The following is a 26,531-nucleotide window of genomic DNA, read 5'->3' on the forward strand; positions in this document are numbered from 1 at the left end:
AAATTACATCGGGTCATTTCCTGAAAATTTACCACTGGTATCTAATCCGGTGGCATGAAAACGGTGCCAGCGCGTATTCGGCCAAGTCAAAGGCTGGACGACAACCTCCTCGCGAGGTTCGAGCGTACGCATCTGCGTTGCCTGGCGGAGATGGAGCATTGGTTGGAGGCGGTGCCCCACGCCGCAGCCATGTTGTGTTTAAAAGACAATGACTTGTCGATCGTTGCTGTTAACAAGACTTTTTATCACAGTTTCCTGGACAGGGGCGATACCGGCGCCGAGTCGCCTTATTGCAAGGACTGGCGCGAACGGATCATCAAGGTTGCGCTTTCGGAAAGCGTCTCCGCCACGTTTGAATTGCGGCGTGATGGTCCTTTAGGGCCGGAATATTTCTCCTGCACCGCCGGGCTGCTGCCCTCGACTGACGAAGCGGCGCACCTCATTCTCTTCACAGCGCTGGACCGTACTAGCGATCGCGTGACCGAACGCAATCTGCGTCGCGAGCTGTTGTCCGACGGGCTGACCGCGCTGCCAAACCGTACGGGTTTTGGCGAAGAGATCGATGACCGGCTGCGCAATTCCCCATGGCCGAGAAATTCGCAGTTCGGGATCATCGCGATCGATCTCAGCCGATTTAGCCGGGTTAACGAATCGCTGGGGCCGATGGCCGGCGATGAACTGCTGATCACGGTTGCCAAGCGCTTGAAGTCGAGCCTGCGGCAGGGCGATGTGCTGGCGCGGATCGGCGGCAATGATTTTGCGATATTCGCTCGATTGAACAATGGCTTGTCCGACTGTCTTCATATCGTACAGAGGGTAAGGGATGCGCTGAATTCGCCGATCCGCCTCAGCGATCTGCAAATTCGAGTCGACTGTGCGATCGGATGTGCTCTGGCGACCAGCCTGGACGATGACCCCGACGATATAATCCGCAAGGCACAGGCGGCGGTGAAGATCGCCAAGCGTAGCGGCAAGGTGGAAATCTATCGCAACGGCGTGCTGAAGGAAGCGCAGCGGCGCTTTTCCATCGAAAGCCGCCTGCGCACCGCATTGACACACGGTGATCTTACCTTGGCGTACCAGCCACTCATCCAGTTGCAGACGGGGGAGATTACCGGATTTGAAGCGCTCGCCCGCTGGAATGACCCCGAACTGGGCCATGTTTCCCCGTGCGAATTCATTGCCGTGGCCGAGGAAAGCGGCCTCATCACCCCTCTCGGCCGGTGGGCGGCCTATGAGGCGGCGCAGGCGCTGAGCCGGTGGGATGCGAAATTCGGACAGGCAATGCCGGTCGGGGTCAATGTGAACCTGTCGCCGATCCAGATGGCGCGCGATGATGTGGCGTCGATGTTCGAGGAAGCGCTGCGCTATTCAGGCGTGTCGGGCAAGCGGTTGACCGTCGAACTGACGGAAAGCGCGATCATCGCCGATCCGGACAAGGCCCGGAAACTGCTGGTCGCGTTGAAGGACCTGCAAATGCCGATCGCCATGGACGATTTCGGCACGGGCTATTCCAACCTTGCCAGCTTGCACAGCCTGCCGATCGACATTTTGAAGATCGACCGCAGCTTTGTGTCCAACATGTTGGATGACAAGGACAAGCAGGCGATCGTCCGCACCATCCTGTCGCTGGCCGAATCGCTGAACCTGCATGTCACGGCTGAAGGCGTGGAGACGCAGGAACTGGCCCATGCGCTGCAATCCATGGGATGCAGCCACGGGCAGGGCTTTTACTTCGCGCGCCCCATGCCCGAAAATGACGCGTTCGATTATTGGCGCGCGCGTTGGAATTTCGAAACGGTCTGATCCGCGATCTGATCGACCCGGCCTGCCTCCGGGAAACCTTCTTCTACCCAGATACGCTGCACCTCGCCCAGCGCCTTGGCGACTTCGGGGCCGGGCGGAAGGCCGCGCGCGATCAGGGCGCCTCCGCCGATCGGGAGTTGCGGCGGCGTCCAGCCTTCGAGCGAGGCGATGCTGTCGAGGGGGGCCATGGGATCGAGCAGGATACGATCGATTGCACCTTCGACGCCGATGGTGAAGGCGAGCGCCTTGAGCGATGGGGCCGCCTTATGGGGCTCCAGCGCGAGGACGAGGCGTTTTCGCGCCTTGTTCGACAGTTTGAGGCGGGCGCCCACGGCATCAGCGGTGCGCGCGTCGGGGGGAAGCAGGGCTGCCAGGCGGCGCAGCGCTGCGTACGGAATGCCAGCGTCGGCTTCACGCGCGATCAACTGAGCTAGTCGAGCAAGTCCGTCCCTGTCGATCTCCGGAAGAACGGGAACGAGGATGCCGCCTTCGATCATCAATTGGAGCGAGGCGAAAGGATCGGGGAGGGCGAGGAGCTTCATCAGCTCATCAGCGATACGCTCCCGCGAAAGGGCCATCAGGCTGTTGGCGGCAGTGCGGCAGGCGGCATAAGCCTGCTCATCCGGTGTGTCGCGGCCGAAGCGGGCAAGGAAGCGGAAATAGCGCAGGATGCGCAGATGATCCTCCGCGATCCGCTCGGCCGCGCTGCCAATGAAGCGGACGCGGCCTGCTGCCAGGTCATCAACGCCACCGAAAAAGTCGGTCACTTCATGGGTATAGGGATCGGCGTACAGCGCATTGATGGTGAAATCGCGACGGGCAGCATCCTCTCGCCAGTCGGTGGTGTAGGCGATGGTCGCACGGCGGCCATCCGTGCTGACGTCGCGGCGCAAGGTGGTGATTTCGACCGGCCAGCCCCCGATCACCGCCGTGATCGTGCCATGGTCTATGCCGGTGGGCACAGCCTTGATCCCGGCGGCCTTCAGGCGTTCCATCACCTCTTGCGGCTCCAGCGCCGTGGCGATGTCGAGATCGTTGACGGGAAGCCCCAGCAGTCCGTCACGCACCGCGCCGCCGACATAGCGGGCAAGACCCTGTTCCGCCCCCAACGCGGCGAGCAGGCCGTCAAGGCCCGGCCGGTGGCGCCAATCGGCGTCAGGCAATAAGGCGGTCAAGATCAAGCCTCCGCGACAGGTTGGCGAGTATGGCGGCGGTGATGCCCCAGATACGGCGGCCATTCCACATTATTTCATAATAATGTCGTTCAACACCCTGATAATGGGCGGAATGGCTGACGCGGTTTGCCGGATCGAGCGCAAAGGATAGGGGCAGTTCGAACCAGTCAGCGACCTCGTCCGCTTGGGGCGTGAGCGGCAGGTCGGCCGGGATGACGCCCAGCACGGGCACAATGTCGAAGCCGGTGAAGGTGTGGTAGCGGTCGGTCGTGCCGATGACATCCACGATGTCAGGGCGTAGCCCGATTTCTTCGTGCGCCTCCCGAAGCGCTCCGGCGATCTCGCTGGCGTCTTCCTGATCGACGCGGCCGCCGGGGAAGGCGATCTGCCCCGCATGTTTGCGCAGGGAAGCCGCACGCTCGGTAAGGATAAGGCCGGGTTCCGGTCGGTCAGTGATGGCCACGAGCACGGCGGCGGGCGCAAGGACGAGTTCGCCGTCGATGCGGGGATCGCGTGTGTCCGATAGCATGATCCCGACTTCGCGCGCATGTCCTTCGGCAAGCGCGGCGCGGACGCGGTCGGCCAAGGTCATGCGGAACCGTCCAGCGGGTAGAAGGCGCCATTGCTCCAGAGGCCAACCGGGTCGCTTGCTTCGTCCAGCGCGAGGTTCATCAGCTCATAATAGACGCTGCGATTGACCAGCGCCTCAAGCCCGCCACGCACGTGCAGATAGGGGTGCGGGCCATCGGCCGTTTCCCGAATGACGAGCGGGTTTTTGGGGCCTGCGGGGATAAGGTCGCCCGTGTTGAGACGAAAGGCGAGGGCGCGGTCGCGGCCTTCACTCTCGCTCTTCAGCTCGACGGCGAGGAAGGGGGCGTCCTCGACTTCGATCGAGAGTTTTTCAACTGGTGTTACAAGGACATAAGAGCCGTCCTTTTCACGCCGCAGGATCGTCGAGAAGAGGCGCACCATGGCTTCGCGGCCGATCGGCGAACCCTGATGAAACCATGTGCCGTCGCGGGCGATGCGCATTTCGCTGTCGCCGCAATGGTCGGGATTCCACTTTTCGACGGGCGGCAGCCGCTTTTCCTCGGCCAGACGGGCTATGTCGGCCAGCGACAGGTTGGCAAGATCAGGTGGCGGGTCCATCGGCATGGCGTCGAGATAGGATCGCGCGGCGCCGAAGGCAAAAGGGAAATCACATCGGAGTGGTGATTCGCGGCCCAAGCATCCCTTCGCCACCGATCGCGGCTCCATCGACCGAAAGAGCGAGCAGTCGGCGCGCCTCATAGGGGCCGGGGCAGGTCCAGCCACCCGTGGATGCAGCGGAAAAGCCCCAGAAGCGGCCATAATATTCGGGATCGCCGATCATCATCAGCGGATCGCTATGGTGGGCGCGAGCGGCATTGACGACCGCGTCCATAAGTGCGCGGCCATGACCGGTGCGTTGAAGGGTGGGGGAGACGGCGACCGGGCCGACCATGATGAGCGGTGTCTGGGTTCCGTCGGCATGGGTGAGCGCGACCGGCCAGCTTTGGAGCGAACCGGCCAGCTCGCCATGTTCATCCATCATGCCGAAGGACAACTCAGGCACCCAGGGCATGCCGTCGCGGATCAGATAGGCGGTGCGGCCGTGCCTGTCGGGGCCAAAGGCGGCGTCGAGCAGTTGCTCAATCGCCTCTTCCGCCACGATGTTGAGGGGCACAATATGAGACACGTCTTGCCGATCCGCCGTCAATGGCGCATGGACCGCGCCGGAGCGGCGGGATTAACGCCTGTTCCGCAAAATTAAAGTCTATTCTGGCCATCGCCAGCAGCAGGAAAGCCATGGACCGCGGATTTGACGATTTTCTGACGCTGGAGGTTAACCATCTGGACGTCGATGTCCTGACGGGCATCTATTCGGAAGAAACCCACCTGCCGCAACCGCTGCGCATATCCATCCGCGCGCAGTTGAAGGTCGCCGATCATTATGAACTGGATACGCCGTTATCCCGTTCGAAAAATTATATGGACCTGAAGCATGCCGCCACGAGCGCATTGCCGGAAGGACAGCATTTCACGCTGATCGAAGCGGTGGCGGACCATATCATCGACACCATCTTCCTTCAGGATGACAAGGTGCTGCATGTCGAAGTTAAGATCATCAAGCTGGCGTTGAGCGAGAAGGGTGAGGAAATCGGCATTACTCTGGGCCGGTGGCGTAAGTGAGCTGACGGGCGTTCAGCCCTTCACCAGCCCGATCTCGCGAAGGCGCTCGATCAGATAGTCGTGCGCGGTTATCGGCGGGTCTCGGCGCGGGTGGTCCGCGTCCACGCATTGCGGCAGCGGTTCGATCAGGAAATCCGGCCGCAGGTGCAGGAAGAAGGGCATGGAATAGCGCGCGACGCCGCGCCGCTCCGGCGGAGGATTGACGACGCGGTGGCTGGTTGATCGCAGGCGGTGGTTGGTCAGGCGTTGGAGCATGTCGCCGACATTGATCGCCAGCGCGCCGGGTGGCGGTACGACGGGGAGCCAGTTGCCCTGGCGGTCCTTTATCTCCAGCCCGCCTTCCTCGGCGCCCAGTAGCAGGGTGATAAGGTTTATATCCTCATGCGCGCCTGCGCGGATGCCGGGGGCTTCGGGCGACACTGGCGGGTAGTGCAGCAGGCGCAGGATCGAATTGCCGTTTTCGATGGCGTCGTCGAACCAATGTTCGGGCAAGTCGAGATAGAGGGCGATCGCGGCGAGAAGTTGGGCGCCTATGCGGTCGAACTCTGCATAAAGACGGCTTAAAGTGGATTGAAATTCCGGTATCTCTTGGGGCCAGATATTTGGCGGCATGGTGGCGCCAAGGGGGTGTCCGGCGGGTAAGTCGCGGCCGACATGCCAGAATTCTTTGAGGTCATTCTCGCTCGCGTCCTTGGCGATTTCCCGGCCGAACGCTGTGTAGCCCCGCTGGCCGCCATTGTTGCTGGCATCGTAGCGGCGCTTTACATCTTCCGGCAGGGCGAAGAAGGCGCGGGCGAGCCTCCAGCCATCATCGATCAGGGTGGCATCCATGCCGTGGTCCTTCACCATGGCGAAGCCGAATTGCCGGAACGAATCGCCGAGCGCCGTTGCAAAATTCTGCCTTGCCATCGCGGTGAGGGACAGCAGGGGAACCTGTTCCAGCGGTGCGTGCGGCAAGTTTCGGCTTTCCTTCTGTCAATTGGCGCCGTCCGATCCTTGATCGGCCCAAGCGGCTGATGCAAGGAGGCGATCATGAACTATTGGCTCATGAAATCGGAACCCGATGCCTTTTCCTATGACGACCTGGTCAGGAAAGGGAAGGCCGAGTGGGATGGTGTTCGCAACCACGCCGCCCAGCTTCACATGAAGGCGATGCGCAAGGGCGACCTGTCCCTCTTTTACCACAGCAATATTGGTGTGGAGGCAGTCGGTATCATGGAGATTGTCGAGGAAGCCGCGCCCGACAGCACTGACGATAGCGGCAAGTGGATCGCGGTGCATGTCGCGCCGAAGGAAAAGCTGAAAAAGCCCGTTACGCTGAAGGCGATGAAGGCGGACCCGGCGTTGGCCGATATGGTGATGCTGCGGCAGTCGCGCCTGTCAGTGTCCCCCCTGACCGAGGCGCAGTTCCGTCACATCGTGGCGATGTCGCAGGCTTGATGCATGGCCGGTTGCGTCGGGTGCAACTGGTGATCCGCCTTTTGCGATTGCGCGCATGTGTCTGGCCCATAGGTTCGACACCAACAGAACAGAAATGCAGAGGTGTTTGATCGGCATTCACAAGGAGAAAACCTATGCGAATGCTGTCGAAATTCATTCTTACCGGTGCAGTCGGCACCCTCGCCGCTGCCCTTGCCCCCGCCCATGCGGAAGAAGGCAAGCAGCGCTTCACCCACGAAGGCTACACCTATGTCTATCAGGTGAAGGACACAAAGACGGGTCGGCTCGTGTCAGGCCGTCGTTATCCAGATGCCGTTGCGTTTAACCTGGCGATCAAAAACGGCAAGGTGTCCGGCGTGTCTGGCGGCCAGCCGGTTGCGTTCAAGGTGGAAGAGGCTCGCGGAGCTGCTTCGGAATAAGCCGACCGTTTCTTAGGGATATGAAAAAGGGCGGCCTCTGTTTTGAGGCCGCCCTTTTTGTGTATCGGCAGATTAGCGGCAGCGGCGCTTGCTATCGATTTCCTTGCCAAGGAGCGCGCCGCCAGCAGCGCCCAGAATCGTGCCGGTAGCGCGATCCCCGCGGGTGTCGATCGCGCGGCCGAGCAGTGCACCGCCAACGCCGCCGACGATAAGGCCGGTCGTGCCGTTGGACTTGCGGCAATAAGTGCGGCCATCGCGTCCACGCCATTCACGATAGCGGTAATGTTCCCGCGCGCTGACCCCGTCGGTCGGGACCGCCATGGACACAGGGATGGCCATCGAGAGGGCCGACAGGGCGATAATGGCTTTGCGCATAATTCTCCTCCGAAACAATGATTTGCTGCTCAACCCGCTAATATTGGAGGAGGTTGCATGAACCTGCGGCAACAAGCTAATATGTTGATTATAAATGCGTATTTTCGACTTTAATGATCTGAAGCAGGATGTTGAGCCGATCACCTTCAGGCTGATATCACATATTTGTTCACGCAAGACTGTAGGGCGGGTCCAGCCGGAATCGCGATGCGCGCCGCACAAGTGAAAAATTTGCCATCTAAAGGCATGTTAAAGCCAATCGACGGCGCGCTTCAGGCTCGCTAAGGGGAGTCGCGATGACATGTTCCTGGTCACCTTTCGCTCATGCATGACAAGTCCAAACGTGGCCGGGCAGTCGCTATGCCCCGGAGCGAATTCCGGGCGCGGGCGACGGAATATCTGGATTTCCTGGCCGCTTGGGTGAAAAAGCCGCGCCAAACCGCTTCGGTGGTGCCGAGCAGCCGCTATCTTGCCCGGTTGATGGTGGCCCATATCGACCCGCTGGATGGCCGGGTGATGGAATTGGGTGGCGGCACGGGTGTGTTCACCCGTGCGATCCTTCAAACTGGCCTGCCGCCTGAAAAACTGGAGGTGGTGGAGATCAACCCTGCCTTTGCGCGCGGGTTGCGGCGGCACTTTCCGCATGTGTCGGTGCTGGAAACGCCAGCGCAGATCGTATCGACGGCGGCGGCGGGTGAGCCGGGACAATATCAGACGGTGATAAGCGGTCTGCCGCTGCTGGCGATGGACCGCCACATGCACGCCGACATTCTGTCCGAAGCATTCCGCATGCTGCGGCCGGGTGGCAGCTTTATCCAGTTTACCTATTCGACGCGGCCGCCGGTAAGCCGCGATGTGCTGCATGCGCTGGATCTGGAAGTCGCACGCGTGGGACAGACGGTGCGCAATTTTCCACCCGCAACAGTGTTCCGCTTTCATCGCCAGGGCGAATAGGCCGGTTGCGCTTGGACCCGGCGCCCCTATCTTGGCGTGCAGATAAAAAGGGGCTTTTGCGCGCATGGCGTCCATCATTACCGTATCCGGGCTGAAGAAAAGCTACGCATCGGGTTTTCAGGCACTTAAGGGCATCAATCTGGAGATTGAGGAGGGCGAGATTTTCGCCCTGCTAGGCCCCAATGGCGCGGGCAAGACGACGATGATCTCCATCATCTGCGGCAATGTGCGGCCCAGCGGTGGGACAGTGACCGTCGCCGGACATGACATCGTGCGCGACTACCGCGGGTCGCGCTCCGCGATCGGACTGGTTCCGCAGGAGTTGCACACCGACGCGTTCGAGCGGGTGATCGACACGGTGCGCTTTTCCCGTGGACTGTTCGGCAAGCCGCGCGACGATGCGCATATCGAAAAGGTGCTGCGCGACCTGTCGCTTTGGGACAAGCGCAACAATAAGATGCTGGAACTGTCCGGCGGTATGAAGCGGCGCGTTATGATCGCCAAGGCACTGAGCCATGAACCGCGCGTGCTGTTTCTGGACGAGCCGACCGCTGGCGTGGACGTCGAACTGCGCCGGGACATGTGGAAGCTGATCGGCGAGCTGCGGCAGACCGGGGTGACCATCATTCTGACCACCCATTATATCGAGGAAGCCGAGGAAATGGCCGACCGGGTGGGCGTGATCAACAATGGGGAGCTGATCCTGGTCGAGGAAAAGACGGCGCTGATGAAGAAGCTGGGCAAGAAGAGCCTGACCGTGGCGCTTAACCAGCCGCTGCACCGGCTTCCGGCGGAACTGGGCCAATGGGATTTGTCGCTCAAGTCCGATGGCCACGAGATCGAGTATATTTTCGATACGCGAGCGGAGCGAACCGGCGTTTCGTCATTACTGCGGACGCTGGGCGACCTGGGCATAGGCTATAAGGACCTCAACACGCAGCAGAGCAGCCTGGAGGATATTTTCGTCAGCCTGGTCCATCAGGAGAAGGCGGCATGAGCGGCTTTAATTATCGGGCGATCTGGTCGATCTACAAATTCGAACTGCACCGGTTCAGCCGCACATTGCTGACCGGGTTGCTGGTGCCGGTGATCACGACATCGCTGTATTTTGTAGTATTCGGCGGCGCGATCGGGTCGCGGATGACGCAGATTGACGGCATCGACTATGCGGCGTTCATCGTGCCCGGCCTCATCATGATGTCGATGTTCACTGAAAGCATCTTCAACGCGAGCTTCGGCATCTACATGCCCAAATTCGCGGGCACCATTTACGAGCTGCTTTCCGCCCCGGTATCGGCGACGGAAACGGTGATCGCCTATGTCGGCGCGGCGGCGACCAAGGCGTTGAGCGTGGGCATGATCATATTCGTGACGGCGCATCTTTTCGTGGATGTCCATGTCGAGCATCCGATTGCCATGGTGGCATTCATGGTGCTGATCGCGATCAGTTTCTGCCTGTTCGGGTTCATCCTGGGCATCTGGGCGCAGAGCTTTGAGCAATTGCAGGTTATCCCGCTGCTGCTGATCATGCCCATGACCTTTCTGGGCGGCGCTTTCTATTCGGTGCATATGCTGCCCGAGCCGTGGCGTACGGTGACGCTGTTCAACCCGATCGTCTATCTGGTGTCGGGCTTCCGCTGGACCTTTTTCGGCCGGGGTGACGTGGGGATCGAGTTCAGCCTGTTGTTCATCGCCGCGATGCTGGCGGTGTGCCTGGCGGTTATCGGATGGGTATTCCGTACCGGCTATCGGCTGAAGAAATGAAGGGAGCGGCCTGCCGGGGCCGCTCCGTCGGCTCTCAGGCGACTGCGCTTTCGGGCGCGACGGCGAAGAGGGTCACGCCCTTATATTTGTCGTCGGTTTCATTATAGAGGCCGTACATCGCCTCGAACGTCTCATCGAGCACGGTGACGTCGTTGAGGCCCGCCAGCTTGAATGTGCCAAGCTTCAGTTCGCGCGGTGGACCGCCTTCGCGTTCCACCGTCACCGCGTCGATGAACATCTCATCATGGCGCGTGTAAAGGATGTGGGGCGCCAGCTTGACGACCAATTTATTATAGGTCGCCTTCAGGCATTTCTGAAGCGCGATGGCTTCGAAAATGGTCGTCGGGGCAGTCATGATTTTCGTCATTACCGATTCGCAGGCTGTCTTCAATTGCTTTGTGCGCCGCAATATCGGCGTAAAGTGCATCCGGGCGCTTTTCAGGATGAGCTGACGAGGCCCAGCCGTTCCCGCATCGTCCAGCGTATGAGCAGTAGCATCGCAACCGCACCAAGGCCGCTGGCGAGGCCCAACCATATGCCGAGGCCATTCATCCCGAGCGGGAAAGCGAGGACTGTTCCCACGCCCATGCCGATGATCCAGTAGCCGATCAGCGCGAAGATCATCGGCACCTTCGTATCGTGCAGGCCGCGTAAAACACCGGCGGCGACCGCCTGTGTGGCATCCACCAGTTGAAACAGCGCGGCTACGGCGAGGAAGCTGACGGCCAGCGCCGCCGTTCGAGCGTTTGCGGGATCGGTGAGGTCGAGGAAGGCGCCGATCAGCAGACGGGGCACGGTGATAAGCAGGATGGCGGCGGCCAGCGCGAACCCGAAGCCCAGCAGGAGGGCGAGCCAGCCAGCGCGTCCGATTTCGGCAGCATCGCCGCGCCCCTGAGCGAGGCCGACTCGTACCGTGGCCGCCTGACCTATGCCCATGGGCACCATGAATAGAAGCGCGGCGATCTGAATCGCGACGGCATGCGCGGCGAGGGAATCGCGGCCGATGAGGCCCATGAGGATGGCCGAGGCGTTGAAGACGGTGGTTTCAAAACCGACTGTGATCGCGATAGGCAGGCCGAGCGCCCAGACGGCGCGATGCCGGTCCCTGTCGCCGGTCCAGAAGCGACCCATCACCCGATAGCGGCGGAAGCGCCGGTCGATCAGGATCACCGCCAGAAGGCTCAAGAAAAGGAAACAGGAGGAGAGGGTGCTGGCGAGGCCCGCGCCCAGTAGGCCAAGGGCTGGCATGCCCAGCTTGCCAAAGATCAGAACCCAGCCCGCCAAGAGGTTGAAGGGTATGGCAAGCAGCATGACGACCACGGCCCAGACCGGCCGCTCCAGCGCCGACATGAAATTGCGCAGCGTCGAGAAGGCGAGGAAGGGAAGCAGCGCCCATTGCAGCCCGCGCATCATGACTCCGGCCTGATGGGCAAGGTCAGGCTGTTGCCCCATGGCCAGAAGGATGGCTTCGCTATGCCAGAGCAGTGCCCAGGCGGGCAGTACGAAGAAAAAGGCGGCGCGCAGCGTCTGTTGGACCGTGCGGCGCACGTCGCGGACGGAATGGCGACGGCGGCCACGTTCATTGGCGATCAGCGGCGCGGCGGCGGTGACAAGGCCCATGCCGAATATGAGCAGGGTCTGGAACAGGTTGATGGCGAGCGCGCCCGCCGCCACACTTTGCGCGCCCAGACGGCCGATCAGCAATAGGTCGGTCGCGGCTATCCCTGCCCAGGCGACATTCCCCGCGATCATCGGCAGCGCAAGGGCGAGCAGGGCGACGGCCTCTACACGCCAGGGGGAATGGGTTTGGGGCGTTCTTAAGTTCTGCATTGGCCGAATGCCCGGCGTGTCGCGTCCTTCAATGCTTTTTGAACAGGTGCAGCACCGCAACGATGATCCCGCCGATCACCAGCCCGACGATGGCGCCGCCGATCGCGGTTATGGTCCAATCCAGGAAAGGCCCGATGGCTGGGGCAGTGGCCGCAACGCTTTGCGCAACATGGTGGATGGCGCCGGGGATCAGATCCCAGTGGAACTCATGCAACCCGTGAACGATCAGGCCGCCGCCGACCCACAACATGGCGGCCGTACCAACCACGGACAGGATCTTCATCAGGATCGGCATGGCATGAACCAGCCCGCGTCCCACGCTGCGCGCTGTTGGCGACGGGCGGTCGGTGAGGTGCAGGCCGATGTCGTCCATCTTTACGATAAAGCCGACGACGCCATAGACGCCTACAGTGATGAGGATCGCGACCACGATCAGGATCAGCGCCTGTTCCCAAAGCGGTTCTGCCGCCACGGTGCCGAGCGCGATCGCCATGATCTCGCCCGAAAGGATGAAGTCGGTGCGGATGGCGCCCGAGACCTTCTGGTCCTCCAGCTCCTGTGAACTGTGGGTGGCGAGCGCTTCCTGCGCGACGTCATGCCCGCCCTCAATTGCCTCCAGCAGCTTTTCGACGGCCTCAAAGCAGAGGAATGCGCCGCCGAGCATCAGCAATGGTGGGAGAAGCCAAGGAGCGAAAGCGCTCAGCAGCAGGGCGGCGGGCAGCAGGAACAGCAGCTTGTTGCGCAGCGACCCGCGCGCGATCTTCCAGATGATCGGAAGCTCGCGATCCGGCGTCAGCCCCATGACATAGCGGGGCGTCACCGCCGCATCGTCAATGACCACCCCGGCCGCCTTGGACCCGGCCTTGCCTGCGGCTGCGGCAACATCGTCTAGGGAGGTGGCTGTGAGCTTGGCTATTCCCGCTACGTCGTCGAGCAGCGCGATGAGACCCGAAGGCATTTGCTGGATTTCCCCTTTTGTAGGTCAATGCCGACCCGGCCGATTACCGGCCCGCCTCATAGAGTGCGGGCCGGTCAGGAGCAACCGCGCCGGTCAGAGCAGGTCAGGCGATGCCGCGATAGTTGCCGGGTGGATCGCTTGCCGGGAAGGATTCGTCCACCTGCTCGTCAATCATGTCCCAGTCGCCTGGCGCGATATGCTGTTCTGCGGGACCGGCGTCCCGGATGATCCCCGACGATCCCACCGGAGCGCGATCGTCAATTCCGGCCTGGACCTTCCGGTCTTTCCAGCTACGCCAAGCCACAGCGCCCAGCCCGCCAAGAAATGCCAGTTTCAGCAACCCCTTCATGATGATGTCTCCTGCCTGTCATGAACATGGACCCAGTCGGCACGGTCCTGGGTAACGCCATGGGGATGAAGGGAAAATTCGCCCTCTTCATCGGTGCCGGGTTCGGCATGGTCGCCGCCGGGATGGGTCGTGACCGCCCAACGCTCCCGAAGCGCGGCGTTGATCATAGCGCGCCATTGGGCTTCGTCTCCCGCCTCGCGCATGGCAGGGTCAGGGTCCTTCATGATGGCGAGGATGCTGGCTGCGTCGGCTACGTGCGCTTGCCACTGATCGGGGTCCTGCGCGGCGAGATGGCGGGCCAGCCGTTCGATAAGGGTGCGCTGTTCCATAGCCGGGGAACGCCCGCCCATCAGCTTCCGTTCCGCCAGTTTCGTGACGCAAGCGCAGCGTTGTGAACGCGATGGCCGGATGATCGTTGGAAGGCAGTGTGGGGACTGCTGACAGGAGATGGATCATGCCGCGTGGTGATAAGGGCAGTTATACCGACAAGCAAAAGCGTAAGGCCGAACATATCGAGGAAGGCTATGAGGATCGCGGCGTTTCCCGCAAGGAGGCGGAGCGGCGGGCCTGGGCGACGGTGAACAAGGAATCTGGCGGCGGAAACAAGTCCGGGTCGGGGCGCGGGAAGCCTGACACGCATGTTTCTTCACGCAAAGGCGGTCGGAAGGGCGGTGCCGCTTCGGCTGGGCGGTCGGCGGCGGATCGATCTGCGGCGGCGAAGAAGGGATGGGAAACGCGGCGCAAGAAGGCGGCCGGTTAGCGCGCGTCCCTGCTTTGCTTTTGCAGGCGTATCTCAAACAGCTTTGGCCAATATTTCCCCGTGACGAAGATGCGGTCGCGCTTTTGGTCATAGGCGATGCCGTTGGGCACAGCTTCGCTATCAGCGACGCCGCTTTCCCGGATGAGGGGGGCTATGTCGATCCAGTCTATGACATTGCCGGTCGCGGGATCGATCCGGGCGATGCGCGTGTCATACCAGATGTTCGCCCATAGCTCGCCCTTCACATATTCCAGTTCGTTCAGGCGCTCGATCGGACGTCCGTGGAGGGTCACGGTGATGCGGCGCGTTTCGCCAAGCGTTTCGGGGTCGATGAAGCGAAGCTGCGATGTGCCGTCGCTCATGATGAGGTGGTGGCCGTCCTGGGTCAGGCCCCAGCCTTCGCCTTCATAGCGAAACTGGGAAATGGGCGAGAAGTCATTGAGTTTCCAGACGAAGCCCTGACGATGGCGCCAGGTCAGGCTGATCAGCCGGTCTTTCCAGTTGACGATGCCTTCGCCGAAATATTGCGGCGCGAGGGTGCGGCTTTCGAGGACCTTGCCGTCCTCAAGCGAGACCTTGCGGATTTCCGATTGGCCTTCAAGCCCGGTGCTTTCGTAGAGGGCGCCGTCATGGAAGAAGAGGCCCTCGGTAAAGGCTTTGGGATCGTGAGGATAGGCTTTGACCAGCGTCCAGGGAGTGTCGGCCCATGCGGGTACGGCGATGCCGAAAGCCCCGAGCAGGGCGAGCAGGAAGTGCTTCATTCGGCAGCTTGCTCCGCGATCGCGGCGGCGAGCCATGGGGGCAGGGTCGCGGGATCGATGTCTTCGACGCGGCGCAGTTCGATGGACAGGTTAAGGTCGGGGAGGGCGGCGCGTTGGCGTTTCTCGTCAGCGTTGGCCAAGGGCACGGCGACAAGGCGGCGGTTCACCTTGCTGCGATAATGCATGCGGGCGGTGTTTTCCTGACCGACATAGCAGCCCTTGTCGAAGTCGACGCCATGCAGTTCGCCTGCATTGGTTTCCAGCCATAGCGTTTGGTCCTGGCCGAGTTCATCCGCGCCTTCGAAAACGCCGAGCGACAGGCGGTGCGCGCGGAAGGCGGCGGAGGCGTCGTCCGACGCGGGCGGAGCGAGCCAGCGATGGCCGAGGTTAGCGAGGCGCGGGTCGAGGGGCTTGTCAGTGGCTGCGAGCGACCAGTGGACCGCGAGTGAATCCTCCCGTGCAATCGTCACCTTACGGCGCAGGCGGTAGAGGGTGAGCCGCTTGGCCAGCGCGTCGGCCTGTGCCACCTCGCAATCGATCAGCACATCGTCGCCGTCCGCCCATAGAATGAAGTCGTACAGTGCCTTGCCCTGCGGCGTGAGCAGGCCGGTCCAGCGTGGTTCGTCCGCCTTGAGCGTCAGGACGTCGCGGGTCAGCAGGCCTTGCAGGAAGGACCGCGCCTCCTCACCTGAAATTCTGAGTAGCGCGCGGTCGGTTAGGGTGGTGCCGGTCATCGGCTTTAGGTAGGACAGACGCCGATCATATCCAAGCGGCGAGCAATCATGTCCCAGAATTTCGACCTGATCCTGAAGAACGGCACTGTCCACACGCCCGGGGGGTCCGAGCAGACCGATGTCGGCGTGCGCGGCGGCAAGGTTGTGGCGATCGGGTCTTCGCTAGGCGATGCGGGCGAGGTGATCGACTGCACGGGGCTGGACGTGCTGCCCGGCTGCATCGACAGCCAGGTGCATTTCCGCGAGCCGGGCCTTGAACATAAGGAAGACCTTGAATCAGGCAGCCGATCCGCCGTGCTGGGCGGGATCACTTCTGTGTTCGAGATGCCGAACACCAACCCCAATACGGACAGCGCCGAACGCGTGCATGACAAGCTGGCCCGCGCCCACCATCGCATGTGGTGCGACCATGCTTTTTATGTCGGCGCGACGGCGGACAATGCCGAAGCGCTGAAGGAACTGGAGCGTATTCCCGGCACAGCGGGGGTGAAGATCTTCATGGGCGCATCGACCGGCAGTTTGCTGGTGGATGATGACGCGGCGCTGTCGCGTGTATTGGCAAGCGGCACGCGGCGCGTCGCCATCCATGCCGAGGATGAGGCGCGGATGAATGCGCGCAAGGATTTGCGGGTCGATGGCGATCCTTCCTCCCATCCTGTGTGGCGCGATGATGAAAGCGCAATGATCGCGACGAAGCGGATCATTGGTCTTGCCCGTCAGGCGCGTCGGCGCATCCATATCCTGCATGTGACGACGCCTGCGGAGCTGGAATATATCGCCGGGCATAAGGATATCGCCACTTGCGAAGTGACGCCGCAGCATCTGACGCTGGCGGCGGAGGATGCCTATCCCCGGCTTGGCACCTATGCGCAGATGAACCCGCCGATCCGATCGGCCTCGCACCGGGACGGCCTGTGGCACTGGCTCAATCAGGGCGTGCCCGATGTGCTGGGCAGCGACCATGCGCCGCATACGATCGAGGAGAAAGCGAAAGCCTATCCCGGATCGCCCAGCGGCATGCCGGGCGTCCAGACGCTGGTGCCGTTGCTGCTCAACCATGTGGCGGAAGGGCGTTTATCACTGCGGCGGTTTATCGAGCTGACCTCTTCCGGGCCGCAGCGGGTGTTCGGGCTTGTCGGCAAGGGGCGGATCGCGCTTGGCTATGATGCCGACTTTACAGTGGTGGACCTCAAGAAGCGGTGGACGGTGGGCAGCGATTGGCTCTCCTCACGCTGCAATTGGTCACCCTTTGAAGGCATGGACCTCACCGGCAAGGCCGTGGGGACGATCGTGCGCGGGAATCGGGTCATGTGGGAAGATACGCTGGCCAATGAAGCGGTGGGCGAAGCCGTGCGTTTCGAGGCGACCGAGTTCGCCTGAACGCCCCGGCCTACGCCGCCGCCAGCCTGTTCTTGCGGGCGGCGGCGAGGCTGTCGGTTGCGAACAGGATAAGGCCCAGCCAGATCAGCGCGAAGCTGATCATCTGGCCCTGCGTCAGTTTCTCGCCATAGAGCAGTACGCCGCACAGGAATTGCAGCGTGGGCGCGAGATATTGGATGAGGCCGAGCGTCGTAAGCGGCAGGCGCTGCGCAGCCATGGCGAACAGGATCAGCGGCACCGTCGTCAAGGCGCCCGAGAAGATCAGAAGGCTGCTGGTATAGCTGTCCTGCCCAAAGCTGATGCCACCATGGCCCCACAGCCATAGCAGATATGCAAGAGCGAGCGGCGCGAGCAGCAGCGTTTCCGCGCCCAGCCCGACCATCGGCGCAACCGGGGTCAATTTACGGACGAGGCCGTACAAGGCAAAGCTGACCGCCAGACCGACGCTGATCCACAGGGTGGTCAAGGCCGCCGCCGCCATGATGGCGACACCCACCGCAGCGATCGTGATGGCGATGGCCTGCCCACGCCGCAGTCTTTCCTTCAGCACCAGAACGCCAAGGGCCACATTGACCAGTGGATTGAGGAAATAGCCAAGGCTGGCAGCGATGACGTGGCCGTTATTGACCGACCAAACATAGACCAGCCAGTTGAAGCCGATGAACAGCGCGGAAGCGGCGAGGGGCAGGACGATCCGCCTGTCGCGCAATGCTGCCCCAAGCGCGCCCAGGTTCCGCCGTGCCGCGAGTACGCCGATGATCAGGACGAGCGACCATATGACCCGCTGCGCCACCACCTCGACCGGGGTCACGGCGTGGAGCAGCTTGAAAAAGATGGGCAGCAGGCCCCAGAGGCCATAGGCCGCCACCGCAGCGATCAGGCCAGTCCTTAGCTGCTGATCATGCGGGTTCAGAAAATGCCTCCGCCCAGGAAAAGGCGGAATGCGCCGATGGCCGCGACGATGAGACACAGGTTGCGGCCGCTGTTACGGGTCGATAATATCCCGATCACGGCGCCAAACAGTGCGATCGGCACCAGCAGCCAATTGGCGATCCCCAGAAGCGGCAGGAAAGCCGGGATCATCAGCAGGAGGGCGAAAAGGCCGATCAGGACCGAGAGGACGTTTAGCATCGCGATGAAATGGGCCTTGTTCCGCCCGGAGGCAAGATGGGCGCGGATGCCATTCCTATCTTAATGGCATGGGAAAAATTAGCGATTTACCAAAATCACTAACGAAAAATTAACTCCTGACATTCACCTCTTGTTTACAAAGGAGTTAAGCCATGCCGCCTTTCCGTTCTGTCTATACCCTTGCCGTGCTGCTCGCGCTGCCATTGGCGAGTTGCGGGAAGGGGGGCAAGGAGGCTGATCTCAACGCCCTCGACGCCCAGCTGACCAACAATGCGGTGGACCCTGCCTTGCAGGAAGCATTGGGTGGGAAGATCACGGTCGATCCCAAATTGATGGGTCAATCCGGACGCCCTGCCATTGCGGGTTTGCCGAAGCTCACGGGCGACGCGGCCAAGGCACTGGCCGAATCGGTCAAGCTGGCGGGCGGCAAGCTGCTCGCGACCCCTGCTCCAACGGCAGGTGAGGGTAAGGAACCGGCGGCTGCGCTGGCCGCCGCCGCGCAGGATCAGGACAAGCCCGGCGGCAATGTCTTCTGCCGCAAGCAGCTGGCCTATGGCATGCAGTGGGCCAGCCGCCTGCCCGATCCCTTCGGTGTGTATCCGGGCGCTAAACTGACGGAGGCGGCGGGCGCGGACAAAAATGGTTGCACGCTGCGCGCGGCCACTTTTGTGACGCCGGTGCCCCGCCAGAACGTCATGGATTACTATTATACGCAGGCGCGGCGTTCCGGGTTTGACGCTGAACACACGGTTATGGGCGGCGATCATGTGCTTGGCGGCACGCGCGCCGATGATGGCGCCGCCTTCCTGCTGGTCTTCACCGATGCGCCGGGCGGGCGGACGAATGTCGATATAATCGCCGACAAGGGACGGTAAGCGCGCAGAAAGGCGCGCGCCGCCATTTTCTTTACTGCGATTTGCCTCTAGGGCGGGCGGGATGAACAATATCCTCCTTGTCATGGGCGGCGGCGCGGTTGGCGCGCTGGCACGCTACCAGCTGGGCCGCTTTGCCGGTCACATGCTGCCGGGTGTGCAGTGGCCCTGGGGCACCTTTGCCGCCAATGTGCTGGGCGGTTTTGCCATGGGTCTGCTTGCGGGCTGGCTGGCGCGGTTCGGCAGCGCATCGGGGGAGGCCCTGCGGCTGTTGCTGGCGGTGGGACTGCTTGGCGGGTTTACTACCTTCTCCTCCTTCAGCCTGGAAACCGTGCTGATGATCGAGCGCGGGCAGCTGGGCATGGCGATGAGCTATGCCGCCCTGTCAGTCATCGCGGCGGTCGGCGCGCTGGTCCTTGGCCTTGGCATGATGCGGAGCGTGGCATGAAGGGGCGTCCTCCCGGCAAGCCTTCCGGTCCCTCGCGTGGGGGCAAGCCCGGCGGTGGCGCGCCCGGCCGCGCTCGTGGTGGCGCAAAGGCGGCGCGGGCGCGCAAGCCTGATGCGCCGAGGTCACTGGCGAAAACGGCCGCCAAGCCTGCTCCGGCCAAGGCCGCAACGCCCAAGGTTGCTGCGCCCAAGGCTGCTGCTGCGGGGAAAGGCGTTTCGCTGGACGTGCGTCAGTTCCGCGTTGGGGCGGATGATGACGGCATCCGGCTGGATCGCTGGTTCCAACGGCATTTGCCCGACATCGGGTTCAACAGCGTGTCGCGCTGGTCTCGCACGGGCCAGTTGCGGGTCGATGGCGCGCGCGCTGCGCCCGGCGATCGCGTGGCCGAGGGCCAGCTGATCCGCGTCCCTCCTGCCGAACCCAAAGCCGTAGAGACCACCAAGCCGCGCCGCGTCCGGCCGGAGTTGAGCGAAGATCAGATCAGTTTCGCACAGAATATGGTGATCCATCGCGACGCGCAGGCGATCGTCATCAACAAGCCGCCGGGCCTGGCGACGCAGGGCGGCACCAAAACCGACGAGCATGTCGACGGCCTGCTCGATGCTTTGGAATATGAGCTGGATCAGCGGCCCAAGCTGGTCCATCGGTTGGACAAGGACACCTCCGGCGCGTTGCTGGTTGCCCGCACGGCTCGGTCGGCGGCCTATTTCGCGAAGGCTTTTTCCAGCCGCACCGCGCGCAAGGTCTATTGGGCGATCGTCATGGGCGTGCCCTCAATCAATGACGGCATGATCGAACTGCCCATCGCCAAGCAGCCCGGCACCGGCGGCGAGAAAATGCATGTTGATGAGGAAGAGGGGCTGCCCGCCCGCTCGCGCTACCGCGTGATCGAACGCGCGGGGAACCGGGCCGCCTGGGTCGAACTGCAACCGCATACGGGCCGCACGCACCAGTTGCGCGTGCATATGGCGGCTATCGGGCATCCGATTGTCGGCGACGGCAAATATGGCGGCAAGGAAGCGTTTCTGTCTGGCTCGATCAGTCGGAAGATGCATTTGCACGCCCGCCGCATCCGTGTCGATCATCCCGATGGTGGGCGGGTCGATGTGCGTGCCGACCTGCCCGAGCATTTCGCGGCGAGCTTGATCTCACTGGGCTTCGACATCAACGCAGGCGACCTGCCGCTGGACGAGGAAATCGCCCGCGCACCAACCCGCGAGGATGAGAAGAAGGCGGCGCGCGCCCATGCCAAGCAAGTGCGCAAGGAGCGTCGTGGGGAACGGCGGTCGCGCGGATCGGGCGGTAGCGGGAGTCCCCGCAAGAAATGAGCAACCGCCTTGCCGTTTTCGATTGCGACGGCACTCTGGTCGATAGCCAGCACAGCATCTGTGCCGCGATGACGCTGGCCTTTGAAGGCGAGAAGCTGACAGCGCCCGACCGCACAAGCATCCTGTCCGTGGTAGGTCTGTCACTGCCGCTGGCGATCGCGCGGCTGCTGCCGGAAGCGGAGGCCGATTTCCACGACCATCTGTCGGAAAGCTACAAGCGCGCTTTCCAGCAGATGCGCCGCGATAATGCGGTGTCGGAGCCGCTGTATCCGGGGATAGCCGCGTTGATCCGGGAACTGGATGCCGACGGATGGCTGCTGGGCGTGGCGACGGGCAAGTCGGATCGGGGGCTGAACCTCTGCATGGCGCATCATGGCATCGACGCGCATTTCGTAACGCTTCAGACCGCGGACCGGCATCCGTCCAAGCCGCATCCGTCCATGCTGCTGACCGCCATGGCGGAAGCGGGCGCGAGTCCGGAAACGACGGTGATGATCGGCGACACCAGCTATGACATCGACATGGCGCTGAGCGCGGGAGCGAGGGCGTTGGGGGTCGGCTGGGGCTATCATCTGCCCGCCGATCTCATCGCGGCTGGCGCGCATGCCGTGGCGATGGACAGCGATGAACTCAGGAACCATATCCGCGCAGCATGACCGATTTTCCTCCCCCTCCCGTCGATCCTGAAAAGGTCGCGCGCCAGCGTCACTTCGCGCTTGGCATGTTCCGCCTTTCGGGTGCCCTGCTTGTGATGTTCGGCTTCCTCATCCTGATGGAGCGTTTTAGCTGGGTGCAGGGCAGCAAGGCCAAGGCGATGGGCATGATATTCGTGCTGGCCGGCCTGTTCCAGTTCATCATCGTGCCGCGTCTGCTGCTGGCCCTGTTCCGGAGGCCTCCGCAATGAGGCGCTTCTATAAGGATGTCGCGGTGATTCCCGGCGAGGCTGGGCATGAGATACAGCTGGACGGGCGTCCGGTGCGAACGCCCGCGCGCGCGGCGCTGGCCCTGCCGACCGTGGGGTTGGCGGAGGCGGTGGCCGAGGAGTGGCGCGGGCAGGGTGATACGGTCGATCCGCGCTCGATGCCGTTCACCGGCCTTGCCAACGGGGCCATCGACCAGATTGCGCCCAATCGCGAGAGCTTCGCTTCGGGCATTGCCAATTATGGGACCAGCGACCTGCTGTGCTACCGCGCCGAAGGGCCTGCGGAACTGGTGTCGCGGGAGGCGGCGGCGTGGGACCCGCTGCTGGACTGGGCGCGGCGGCGTTATGACGTCACCTTTCGCGTGACCCAAGGCATCATTCCGGTCGATCAGCCGCCAGAGACTTTGGAGCGGCTGGATGCGGCGGTGAAAGCCTATGATCCTTTCACGCTAGCGGGATTGTCCACGCTCGTGGCCCTTTCGGGTTCGCTGGTCTGCGGCCTGGCGATCGTCGAGGGCGGGCATGATGCGGATATGATCTGGACCGCGTCGGAAATAGATGAGGCCTGGGAAGTCGAACAGTGGGGCGAGGATGCCGAAGCCGCCGCCCGATCAGCCAGACGGCGGGAAGAGTTCGCCATGGCCCGACGCTTTTGCGAGTTGGTGGCGCGGTAGACCAGAGTTGGATTTAACCAGCACCACCTTTTAATCCCGTTCGGGCTGAGCTTGTCGAAGCCCTCCATTTTCTTAAAAGAAATAAAGCCCTTCGACCGGCTCAGGGCGAACGGGGTTAGGAAAAGCTGATTGAATAGAGCGGGGGGCTCTTCAAGCCCCCATCGCCGTGAGCTTGTTCGCATAAACCATGCGGCCCGGGCCAAGCAGCCCGAGCAGTTGCGGCAACATGTGGCGGGCGACGGCGAAGCAGCCTTCGCTGCGCCCAATCTTGCCCCATGAAGCGATATGGTCTTCGCTCACATAGTCGGCGCCGTGGATCACGATGGCGCGCATCTCGGCATTGTTGTTCTGCGAATCGAGGCCTGCCAGCCGCATGGCGCGGCCATGCTGTCCTTCGTAAATTTGTCCGGTCTTGTAGGCGCCAGCCGAACTGGCGAGCGAATTGGGCTCGTTGGAGAAAGTCTGGAGCCAACCGGAATGTCCCGGATCGGACCCGCGACCGTGAGCCACCAGATAGGAACTGGAATGACCGCCGACGAGATCGACGATGTGGAAGCGCAACTCACGCGACGGGGCGTTGAAATCGGCCAGCGCGATCCGGTCGCGCAGTTCGAACATATGCGCATGTTCGTCCAGCGCTGCCTTTGCCCGGTCCAGCAGCCGCGCATAGGGTTGCTGCGCCAAAGGCGTAACCGGATGCGGGGTGACAGGGGGCGGCACTGGCGCGGCAGGCTGTGGCATGGCCGTCACGGCCGCGCGTCCAGCGCTGTCTGCTAGGAATGAAAAGGCGAGTCCGCTTAAAGCGGCCTTCGTAAAACTACGGCGATCCATGAATCGCAGTATAGCAAAGCTCTTTGCCCGCTTAAAGGGCAGAGCACAGATGGGCGGCCGCCATTCGTCCGAAGGCGGCCAGCCTTCGGCTCAATTGGTCGAATTGCTTCCCTCGGCCGACTGGTCCAGCCGTGCGGTCATGCCAGTCGCTTCAGCATCGTCCTGGATCTGCTGCTGCTCGGAAATGCTTGGCGGCGGCGCGGGTTCCGGCGCTTGCGCAGCATTGTTGGCTGGCGGCAGCGGAGCTTCCGGTTCCTCGATGATCACATTTTCAACCGGAGGTTCGACCATGTTGTTGGTCGCGGGCGTTGGCTCTTCCTTTTTCCCGCAAGCGGAGAGGGCGAGTGCGCCGACGAGAGCGGCGAGGGCAATCTTGCGCATGGGGTCTTAGTCCTTCGATGCGATGGTGGGCGCCGGGGCGGCAGTGGGATCGAGCCGACGGCTGGATGCCTCGATCTTCTGGGCGAGCAGCTTGTCCCAGCCATAAGGGTCAGACCGGAAATTCATTGTGCCGTTGCTGCTGGCAAAGGCGGTCCAGTAAAGCAGGTAAACGGCGACTTCCTTGGGCAATTGCACGCGCTGCGTCTTGCCGGTGTCGATCAGCGATTGCACCTTGCCAGCGAGGTTGGGGTCGCTTTGCAGCATCAATTCCGCGAGCGGAACGGGCTTTTCAAGCCGGATGCAGCCATGGCTGGCGAGCCGGTCATAGCTTGAGAATTTCGCGCGGGCAGGCGTGTCGTGCAGATAGACGGCGAAGGGATTGTTGAAGTCGAACTTCAACCGCCCAAGCGCGCTGCCGGGACCCGCTGGCTGAACGATCCGCTCCCCCGTCTCCGGCGTGCCGACGATCTTGTAGCCCTGGCGCAGCAGAGCCGCGCGACCCTTGGGCCACAATTCCTTCTTTGCGATGGAGGAGGGGACGTTCCATGGCGGATTGACGACGATCGAATGGATGCTGGATGTCAGCATCGGGGTCGCATTGTCCGGCGATCCGGTGACCGCTCGCATGGATGTGACGGGCTGGTCGCCTTCGAACACCGTGAGGACGGCGGCGGCGATGTTCACCTGCACGCGGTTGACCGGCAACTGGCGCGGCATCCAGCGCCAGCGTTCCATATTCGCCATGATGGCGGCGATGCGCTCCTCCACTGGAACGTTGAGTTCCTTCAGCGTGCGGGCGTCCAGCAGGCCGGTGGGGTTCAACCCATAGCGGCGCTGCGCCCGCTGAAGTGCGTCGGACAGCTTTTCGTCGGGCTGAACGCTCTTGTCCTCGATGGCGAGGCGTTTGCGCACCGCGTCGGGCGCGGATTTCGCGCCGAGAACCGGCCAGCCCCCGGCGTCACGAATTTGCTCATAGGTGGCAAGACCCCGGCGCAGTCCCTCATAACCCGAATAGGGCGGCGTGAGAGTGGCCGCCCATTGCGGCAGGCGGTCTTCGGCAATGGCGCGGGCAAGGCCGGGGCGCGGATCGACGGCCGCCGGGCGCAAGGCCCAGATGTCCAGGAAGTCGGCGGTATCGACCCTGCCGGTGCTGAGCGCCTTGGCCCTGTCCAGAACGGCGGTGACCAACGCGTCGCCACTCAGAACGCCGGTCGCCTTGCTGCGCGCCATCAGGCCCTGTTCAGCGCCGCCCTTCAGCCAGTTGTTGAGCCAAGCCTGCTGCGCGGCCGATGGAGCCGGGATCGGCACCGGGGGCGGCGTCACCACGGCGGGCGGCGCGATGACCGGCGGAGCGGGCGCGGGCAGCGTCGGCACAACAGCGGGCGGCTGCGCGAGCACAGGTGTCGCGGCAAGTCCCATGAGGGAACTGAGGCTGAGACGGATCAAATTGGGACGGTTCATGCTGGACCAGATAGCGCAAAGCCCTCATCGTTCAAACTTATGATCGCGGAAAAAAGATGATGCTCCACGTCGTTCACCATCCTGCCTATGTTTCCCCTGCCACAGGCGGCAGCCGCTTTCGTTTTGATAAATATGGGCTGGTTATGGAAGCACTTGGGGTAAGTGGCGCCGCCTTTACCATCCATGAACCCGCGATCATGCCCCGCGACTGGATCGAAGCAGTGCACGCCGCCGCCTATGTCGAAGAGGTTGCCAGTCTGAATGTGCCGCCCGAAAAGGAACGACGGATCGGTTTTGCGGTGAATGAACGGGTGATGCGGCGGTCGATGCTGTCTCCCGGTGGAACCTGGGCCGCGGCAAAGCTGGCGATGGTTCATGGCTATGCCGCCAACGCGGCTGGCGGCAGTCATCATGCGCTTTATGACAGCGGGGCGGGTTATTGCGTGTTCAATGACCTGGCCATCGCGGCGAATCGCCTGATCGGGGAAGGGGACGCGCGGCGGGTGTTGATTCTCGATCTCGACGTACATCAGGGCGATGGCACCGCGCAGTTGATGGAGGGGCGGGACGATGTTTTCACGCTGTCCGTCCATGCGGAGAAGAATTTCCCCGTGCGCAAGATGCGATCGTCGCTGGACGTGGCGCTTCCCGACGGCGCGGGCGATGGCGAATATCTCGCGGCGTTGATGGAGGTGCTGCCCCAGACGCTTGATAGCTTCGGCCCGGACCTGATTCTGTACCAGGCCGGTGTCGATCCGCATGCTGACGACAGGCTGGGGCGATTGGCGCTGAGCGATGCGGGGTTGCAAGAGCGGGACCGCACAGTCATGCGGGAAGCCCGTAGCCGGGGCATCCCGCTCGCCAGCACCATGGGTGGGGGCTATGGTGAGGACAGGATGGCGGTGGCAGAGCGTCACGCCGCCTGCATGATCCGGCTGGCGGAAGAGGCGGAAACGAGGCTTAGTGCATCGTCGTAGTGTTAACCGATGCGGCGGGAGCCGTCACGATCAGCCGAGCCGCGATTAGTCCGGCAGCGGCCAGCGCGATGAAGTCGCTGAAGGCGAGGTAGAGACTATATCCCCAATGCGCGTGGTTGAAGACGGCTTGGCCTATGTCCAACCACAGCACGGCCGCGAGCGCGGAAAGCAGGGCAATGCGCGCCCGGTTGCCGAAGTCCGCCGCCGCGAATCTCAGCGCCAGGGCGATAAGTACCCCGGCGATCAGGGCCAGGACGAGCCCGCCGATCAGCGCGGCACTATCCGTCACCGGAAAGCCACTATTGTTGTAGAAGATGGTCGCAATCGGTCCCTTGCCATACAGGATCGTGCCCTGCGCGGTCGCCGGGTCGGGGACGATATAGACGCCGGTTCCGGTCTGCGTCAGAGATTGGGCGAGCGCTGCCTGAAGGTTCGCCCCCGGGGCTTCACCTGTGCGGTGAAAGGCGAGGGCGCTAAGCGGCGTCTGCCAAAAGAGGAAGCGGATCACGAAAAGAGCGAAGCCGCCCAATATGCCGCCCGCGATCGTCCTTACCATGCCGTCGTCCTCCCTGTTTGCCTTGAGGCAGATC

The 26,531-nt window shown here is 62.6% G+C and carries 35 protein-coding genes; 16 read left to right on the plus strand and 19 right to left on the minus strand.

Annotated elements, in window-relative coordinates; translation table 11 throughout:
• The first annotated feature begins 54 nt into the window (after positions 1–54).
• Positions 55–1,806 (plus strand): putative bifunctional diguanylate cyclase/phosphodiesterase, encoded by a 1,752-nt coding sequence (locus IZV00_RS03745; protein WP_196225837.1) that lies wholly within the window; start codon positions 55–57, stop codon positions 1,804–1,806.
• On the opposite strand, the gene IZV00_RS03750 is transcribed toward IZV00_RS03745, so the two are convergent.
• Genes IZV00_RS03750 through IZV00_RS03765 form a run of 4 tightly spaced genes read right to left on the minus strand, consistent with a single transcriptional unit; the run spans position 1,770 to position 4,698 of the window.
• Positions 1,770–2,981 carry a CCA tRNA nucleotidyltransferase gene (locus IZV00_RS03750; RefSeq protein ID WP_196225838.1) on the minus strand — a complete coding sequence of 404 codons (1,212 nt, stop codon included), beginning with the start codon at positions 2,979–2,981 and terminating at the stop codon, positions 1,770–1,772. The genes IZV00_RS03745 and IZV00_RS03750 overlap by 37 nt on opposite strands.
• Complete coding sequence (locus IZV00_RS03755) at positions 2,962–3,573, minus strand: CoA pyrophosphatase (RefSeq protein WP_196225839.1); 612 nt, start codon at positions 3,571–3,573, stop codon at positions 2,962–2,964. Before IZV00_RS03755 ends, IZV00_RS03750 begins: the two co-directional genes overlap by 20 nt.
• Positions 3,570–4,136, minus strand: a complete 567-nt coding sequence (locus IZV00_RS03760) for a DUF1285 domain-containing protein (protein ID WP_196225840.1) — start codon at positions 4,134–4,136, stop codon at positions 3,570–3,572. The genes IZV00_RS03755 and IZV00_RS03760 overlap by 4 nt, the downstream gene beginning before the upstream one ends.
• A 43-nt stretch (positions 4,137–4,179) precedes the next feature.
• Complete coding sequence (locus tag IZV00_RS03765) at positions 4,180–4,698, minus strand: GNAT family N-acetyltransferase (protein WP_196225841.1); 519 nt, start codon at positions 4,696–4,698, stop codon at positions 4,180–4,182.
• A gap of 110 nt (positions 4,699–4,808) precedes the next feature.
• Here IZV00_RS03765 and IZV00_RS03770 point away from each other — a divergent pair, with 110 nt between their 5' ends.
• Positions 4,809–5,192 (plus strand): dihydroneopterin aldolase, encoded by a 384-nt coding sequence (locus IZV00_RS03770; RefSeq protein WP_196225842.1) that lies wholly within the window; start codon positions 4,809–4,811, stop codon positions 5,190–5,192.
• Between the two features lie 12 nt (positions 5,193–5,204).
• On the opposite strand, the gene IZV00_RS03775 is transcribed toward IZV00_RS03770, so the two are convergent.
• The gene (locus IZV00_RS03775) at positions 5,205–6,149 is read right to left on the minus strand and encodes an isopenicillin N synthase family dioxygenase (RefSeq protein WP_196225843.1); all 945 of its coding nucleotides are present in this window, start codon (positions 6,147–6,149) and stop codon (positions 5,205–5,207) included.
• A 75-nt stretch (positions 6,150–6,224) separates the two neighbouring features.
• Between IZV00_RS03775 and IZV00_RS03780 the strand changes: the two genes are divergently transcribed.
• Positions 6,225–6,632: an EVE domain-containing protein gene (locus IZV00_RS03780; RefSeq protein WP_196225844.1), complete on the plus strand. Its 408-nt coding sequence runs from the start codon at positions 6,225–6,227 to the stop codon at positions 6,630–6,632.
• Positions 6,633–6,766: 134 nt separating this feature from the next.
• Positions 6,767–7,051, plus strand: coding sequence for a hypothetical protein (locus tag IZV00_RS03785; protein ID WP_196225845.1), 285 nt, complete (start codon positions 6,767–6,769; stop codon positions 7,049–7,051).
• Between the two features lie 72 nt (positions 7,052–7,123).
• Here IZV00_RS03785 and IZV00_RS03790 read toward each other — a convergent pair whose 3' ends face one another.
• Complete coding sequence (locus tag IZV00_RS03790) at positions 7,124–7,426, minus strand: glycine zipper 2TM domain-containing protein (protein ID WP_196225846.1); 303 nt, start codon at positions 7,424–7,426, stop codon at positions 7,124–7,126.
• Between the two features lie 324 nt (positions 7,427–7,750).
• Here IZV00_RS03790 and IZV00_RS03795 point away from each other — a divergent pair, with 324 nt between their 5' ends.
• The 3 genes from IZV00_RS03795 (at position 7,751) to IZV00_RS03805 (ending at position 10,144) form a co-directional block, all read left to right on the plus strand.
• Positions 7,751–8,380 (plus strand): class I SAM-dependent methyltransferase, encoded by a 630-nt coding sequence (locus IZV00_RS03795; RefSeq protein WP_196225847.1) that lies wholly within the window; start codon positions 7,751–7,753, stop codon positions 8,378–8,380.
• Positions 8,381–8,444: 64 nt separating this feature from the next.
• The gene (locus IZV00_RS03800) at positions 8,445–9,377 is read left to right on the plus strand and encodes an ABC transporter ATP-binding protein (RefSeq protein ID WP_196225848.1); all 933 of its coding nucleotides are present in this window, start codon (positions 8,445–8,447) and stop codon (positions 9,375–9,377) included.
• A complete protein-coding gene (locus IZV00_RS03805) occupies positions 9,374–10,144 on the plus strand; it encodes an ABC transporter permease (protein WP_196225849.1) in 771 nt (256 codons plus the stop codon). The genes IZV00_RS03800 and IZV00_RS03805 overlap by 4 nt, the downstream gene beginning before the upstream one ends.
• Before the next feature lie 34 nt (positions 10,145–10,178).
• On the opposite strand, the gene IZV00_RS03810 is transcribed toward IZV00_RS03805, so the two are convergent.
• The 5 genes from IZV00_RS03810 to IZV00_RS03830 all read right to left on the minus strand — a co-directional run bounded on the left by IZV00_RS03810 (position 10,179) and on the right by IZV00_RS03830 (position 13,610).
• Positions 10,179–10,499 (minus strand): hypothetical protein, encoded by a 321-nt coding sequence (locus IZV00_RS03810; RefSeq protein WP_196225850.1) that lies wholly within the window; start codon positions 10,497–10,499, stop codon positions 10,179–10,181.
• Positions 10,500–10,582: 83 nt separating this feature from the next.
• Positions 10,583–11,974: an MATE family efflux transporter gene (locus IZV00_RS03815; protein ID WP_196225851.1), complete on the minus strand. Its 1,392-nt coding sequence runs from the start codon at positions 11,972–11,974 to the stop codon at positions 10,583–10,585.
• 28 nt (positions 11,975–12,002) lie between these two features.
• A complete protein-coding gene (locus IZV00_RS03820) occupies positions 12,003–12,932 on the minus strand; it encodes a DUF808 domain-containing protein (RefSeq protein ID WP_196225852.1) in 930 nt (309 codons plus the stop codon).
• 103 nt (positions 12,933–13,035) lie between these two features.
• Complete coding sequence (locus IZV00_RS03825; RefSeq protein WP_196225853.1) at positions 13,036–13,281, minus strand: hypothetical protein; 246 nt, start codon at positions 13,279–13,281, stop codon at positions 13,036–13,038.
• Positions 13,278–13,610 carry a hypothetical protein gene (locus tag IZV00_RS03830; RefSeq protein WP_196226493.1) on the minus strand — a complete coding sequence of 111 codons (333 nt, stop codon included), beginning with the start codon at positions 13,608–13,610 and terminating at the stop codon, positions 13,278–13,280. The genes IZV00_RS03825 and IZV00_RS03830 overlap by 4 nt, the downstream gene beginning before the upstream one ends.
• A 125-nt stretch (positions 13,611–13,735) precedes the next feature.
• On the opposite strand from IZV00_RS03830, the gene IZV00_RS03835 reads away from it, so the two are divergent.
• Entirely contained in the window at positions 13,736–14,041 is a 306-nt protein-coding gene (locus IZV00_RS03835) for a plasmid stabilization protein (RefSeq protein ID WP_196225854.1), read from the plus strand.
• On the opposite strand, the gene IZV00_RS03840 is transcribed toward IZV00_RS03835, so the two are convergent.
• Positions 14,038–14,802 (minus strand): glutaminyl-peptide cyclotransferase, encoded by a 765-nt coding sequence (locus IZV00_RS03840; protein WP_196225855.1) that lies wholly within the window; start codon positions 14,800–14,802, stop codon positions 14,038–14,040. The two genes, IZV00_RS03835 and IZV00_RS03840, sit on opposite strands and share 4 nt — an antisense overlap.
• A complete protein-coding gene (gene ygfZ / locus IZV00_RS03845) occupies positions 14,799–15,536 on the minus strand; it encodes a CAF17-like 4Fe-4S cluster assembly/insertion protein YgfZ (protein ID WP_196225856.1) in 738 nt (245 codons plus the stop codon). Before ygfZ ends, IZV00_RS03840 begins: the two co-directional genes overlap by 4 nt.
• Positions 15,537–15,584: 48 nt before the next feature.
• Here ygfZ and IZV00_RS03850 point away from each other — a divergent pair, with 48 nt between their 5' ends.
• Complete coding sequence (locus IZV00_RS03850; RefSeq protein ID WP_196225857.1) at positions 15,585–16,916, plus strand: dihydroorotase; 1,332 nt, start codon at positions 15,585–15,587, stop codon at positions 16,914–16,916.
• Positions 16,917–16,926: 10 nt separating this feature from the next.
• On the opposite strand, the gene rarD is transcribed toward IZV00_RS03850, so the two are convergent.
• Positions 16,927–17,829 carry an EamA family transporter RarD gene (rarD, locus tag IZV00_RS03855; RefSeq protein ID WP_196226494.1) on the minus strand — a complete coding sequence of 301 codons (903 nt, stop codon included), beginning with the start codon at positions 17,827–17,829 and terminating at the stop codon, positions 16,927–16,929.
• Entirely contained in the window at positions 17,826–18,047 is a 222-nt protein-coding gene (locus IZV00_RS03860) for a hypothetical protein (RefSeq protein ID WP_196225858.1), read from the minus strand. Before IZV00_RS03860 ends, rarD begins: the two co-directional genes overlap by 4 nt.
• A gap of 152 nt (positions 18,048–18,199) precedes the next feature.
• On the opposite strand from IZV00_RS03860, the gene IZV00_RS03865 reads away from it, so the two are divergent.
• The 6 genes from IZV00_RS03865 (at position 18,200) to IZV00_RS03890 (ending at position 22,291) form a co-directional block, all read left to right on the plus strand.
• Positions 18,200–18,922, plus strand: coding sequence for a hypothetical protein (locus tag IZV00_RS03865; RefSeq protein ID WP_196225859.1), 723 nt, complete (start codon positions 18,200–18,202; stop codon positions 18,920–18,922).
• Positions 18,923–18,983: 61 nt separating this feature from the next.
• Positions 18,984–19,367, plus strand: a complete 384-nt coding sequence (gene crcB, locus IZV00_RS03870) for a fluoride efflux transporter CrcB (protein WP_196225860.1) — start codon at positions 18,984–18,986, stop codon at positions 19,365–19,367.
• Entirely contained in the window at positions 19,364–20,695 is a 1,332-nt protein-coding gene (locus IZV00_RS03875; protein ID WP_196225861.1) for an RluA family pseudouridine synthase, read from the plus strand. Before crcB ends, IZV00_RS03875 begins: the two co-directional genes overlap by 4 nt.
• Positions 20,692–21,351, plus strand: coding sequence for an HAD-IA family hydrolase (locus IZV00_RS03880; RefSeq protein ID WP_196225862.1), 660 nt, complete (start codon positions 20,692–20,694; stop codon positions 21,349–21,351). Before IZV00_RS03875 ends, IZV00_RS03880 begins: the two co-directional genes overlap by 4 nt.
• Positions 21,348–21,599: a hypothetical protein gene (locus tag IZV00_RS03885; RefSeq protein ID WP_196225863.1), complete on the plus strand. Its 252-nt coding sequence runs from the start codon at positions 21,348–21,350 to the stop codon at positions 21,597–21,599. The genes IZV00_RS03880 and IZV00_RS03885 overlap by 4 nt, the downstream gene beginning before the upstream one ends.
• Entirely contained in the window at positions 21,596–22,291 is a 696-nt protein-coding gene (locus IZV00_RS03890; RefSeq protein WP_196225864.1) for an ATP12 family chaperone protein, read from the plus strand. The genes IZV00_RS03885 and IZV00_RS03890 overlap by 4 nt, the downstream gene beginning before the upstream one ends.
• A gap of 150 nt (positions 22,292–22,441) precedes the next feature.
• Here IZV00_RS03890 and IZV00_RS03895 read toward each other — a convergent pair whose 3' ends face one another.
• The 3 genes from IZV00_RS03895 to IZV00_RS03905 all read right to left on the minus strand — a co-directional run bounded on the left by IZV00_RS03895 (position 22,442) and on the right by IZV00_RS03905 (position 24,964).
• Positions 22,442–23,122, minus strand: coding sequence for a murein L,D-transpeptidase catalytic domain-containing protein (locus IZV00_RS03895; RefSeq protein WP_196225865.1), 681 nt, complete (start codon positions 23,120–23,122; stop codon positions 22,442–22,444).
• Positions 23,123–23,212: 90 nt separating this feature from the next.
• A complete protein-coding gene (locus tag IZV00_RS03900) occupies positions 23,213–23,503 on the minus strand; it encodes a hypothetical protein (RefSeq protein WP_196225866.1) in 291 nt (96 codons plus the stop codon).
• A 6-nt stretch (positions 23,504–23,509) separates the two neighbouring features.
• Positions 23,510–24,964 (minus strand): L,D-transpeptidase family protein, encoded by a 1,455-nt coding sequence (locus IZV00_RS03905; RefSeq protein WP_196225867.1) that lies wholly within the window; start codon positions 24,962–24,964, stop codon positions 23,510–23,512.
• A 59-nt stretch (positions 24,965–25,023) separates the two neighbouring features.
• Between IZV00_RS03905 and IZV00_RS03910 the strand changes: the two genes are divergently transcribed.
• Positions 25,024–25,941: a histone deacetylase family protein gene (locus IZV00_RS03910; protein WP_196226495.1), complete on the plus strand. Its 918-nt coding sequence runs from the start codon at positions 25,024–25,026 to the stop codon at positions 25,939–25,941.
• On the opposite strand, the gene IZV00_RS03915 is transcribed toward IZV00_RS03910, so the two are convergent.
• On the minus strand, positions 25,925–26,497 hold the full coding sequence (locus IZV00_RS03915) for a hypothetical protein (RefSeq protein WP_196225868.1): 573 nt from the start codon (positions 26,495–26,497) through the stop codon (positions 25,925–25,927). The two genes, IZV00_RS03910 and IZV00_RS03915, sit on opposite strands and share 17 nt — an antisense overlap.
• Positions 26,498–26,531: the final 34 nt, after the last annotated feature.

The organism is Sphingobium sp. Cam5-1, from assembly GCF_015693305.1.
In the GTDB taxonomy this organism is placed as follows: domain Bacteria; phylum Pseudomonadota; class Alphaproteobacteria; order Sphingomonadales; family Sphingomonadaceae; genus Sphingobium.